This is a genomic window from Brasilonema angustatum (assembly GCF_059505445.1).
The window spans coordinates 1-2,213 of the sequence record NZ_JCACKO010000130.1 but is presented as its reverse complement, the minus strand read 5'-3'; the positions used below and the strand labels follow the sequence as shown (position 1 = coordinate 2,213).

Below are 2,213 nucleotides of genomic sequence, written 5' to 3'. Positions count from 1 at the left end.
ATTGTTAGAGTCGATGGGGAGTATTATCTCCCGCACCTCTCTGTTAGATCCGGACGTGCGTATTTCTACGCATCCGGCTCCCGATGTTCTAGGGTTTTCCCTTGCTCATGTGGATATAGTCGTGACAACTTTCATGTATGGCTAGAAGGTTTTTAGTTTTCCAGTTCTGGTGGTTACCATCTACGTGATGTAGGTGGACTGTTTCACCTGGTAACATCTTCATGCCGCAATGACCACATTTATGGTTTTGCCGTTTTAAAGCTTTAGAGGTTTCGCCGTCGTAGAGTTTGCTGTTACGCTCGCTCCACCAGTACGTTATATCTCCGTCAAAAGGTGATTTTTCACCTTGGACATTAACAAATGCGTTTTCGGAGTAAGGAACTTTTGGGAATGCCTTATCTATTAATTTCTTACTAGAGTGTTGGTTATTCTTTGCTTCCTTGTTGAATACCTTAAATGTTCTGTGGCTGATGTGCCAGAGCGAGTTACGCGTGCCATCCATCTTACAGAACTTATGGTAATTCCTCCATCCTCTAACCAAGGGGGCTAATTTCTCAGCTTTGACCTCAGAACCATAGTTAGAGCAGTTAACGATAGTTTTTACTTTCTTACGGAATGCTTTAAAGTTGTCCACTCAGGGAGTACTTCTAAACTTTCCGTTGCTCTGCACCTTAAAGTGCCAGCCGAGAAAATCGAAGCCATCTGTCGCTGCGGTTATCTTGGTTTTCTTTTCACTGACGTTCATTCCTCGTTCTGCAAGGAACTGGCTTATTCTTTCAAGTATTTCTTCTGCATTATCTTCGGGTCGGAGTATTATAACCATGTCATCCGCATATCGGACTGATGGCTCACAGATATTTATCATTGGGGTTTTTTCAGTAATCCTGTACCCGTCTTTATGGTATCTGTGTATACTTTCTATCCCGTTGAGCGCAATATTAGCTAAAAGTGGACTTACCACTCCTCCCTGTGGAGTTCCTTGTTCTGGAAATTCGGGGTTAGTTCCTGCCTTTAGGCATCGGAATATGCCGATTTTCAGATTTTTTGGGGCTATCAGATTGCTCATGATAGCGGCGTGGCTTATCCTGTCAAAACATTTTTCAATATCGAGTTCGATTACTCGTTTATCTATTCCGTTCGCTTTGGAGTTTAGATTATTAAACAGTTGTCTTTGCGCATCTTGCGCGGAACGTCCTGCTCTAAATCCGTAGCTCCTTGCGTGGAAGGTTGCCTCGTGTGCTGGTTCTAGTGCGTATTTCACAAGGCATTGCCATGCTCTATCCGCAATAGTAGGGACTTTAAGAATTCTGGTTTTGCCGTCCTTCTTGGGTATCGGAATCTGTCTTAATTTGCTATGATGCCAATTAAGGTAATTTTTCTTGAGGAGTTCCTCAAGCGCAAAGCGTTCTTCAAGGTTGAGGGACGCTTTCCCATCGATACCTGGAGTCTTTTTACCAGCATTTAGCTGAGTTACTTGTCTAATCGCCAGTAACCGCGCAGCCTTAGATTTCAGAATCAGCTTCTGGAGTCCCCGCGCTTTCCGCATGTCTCCTGCTTTAACTGCTTTGAACAACCTAACTTGTAGACGAAACAGATTTCTCCGGAATTGCTTCCAGGGTAATTTGCTCCAAGATTCACTAGTGTACTCACTGTGCCTAACCATGCTCTACACAATAATGATTGTTTTCTGAACACCTCAGACCAATTACGGTCTGTCCTACCCGAATTAAAGGAATTCTGTCGCTCGTCTGACTTACCTGGGGTTCGACCTTTCCCAAGACCTTTAATTCGTTTTTATTCGTTCCTCGAATGGGATTGCTTTGTGCCGTCAGATGGAACCAATTCAACCGCTAGAACCCCTTACTCTTGCCGCTCTTCACATGATGAGTCGGCGGGATTTTTACTCTAGCGAAGTCAGGGGTTTTCAATGTTATGCCCTGCTCAATAATGGGTTGCTTTTTTAGGTTCTGTTTCATCTTGTGCACTCCCCGTTAGCGCCAGTGTCAGCCCATAACAGCCGTCTGATTGCGCCCTGTTCCCCGCTTTAGCCTCCGAAATTCCGAGTTCGGTCACTAGGGGCAGATAAGGAGTCACTCCTGAGTTTGGAGGGAAGGGTTTTCACCTTCATCCTGTCCGAAGTTCAATCTCCGTAGAGATTGGCTAGTGTATGTACGGGCTGTTTACCGTGATTCTACTAGCAACGAATCGCACCA

1 pseudogene is annotated in these 2,213 nt (G+C 44.8%); it reads right to left on the bottom strand.

The window, feature by feature from the left end:
- Nucleotides 1-88 precede the first annotated feature (88 nt).
- Nucleotides 89-1,663: pseudogene (locus AC5JM2_RS22715) on the bottom strand (group II intron reverse transcriptase/maturase).
- Nucleotides 1,664-2,213: the final 550 nt, after the last annotated feature.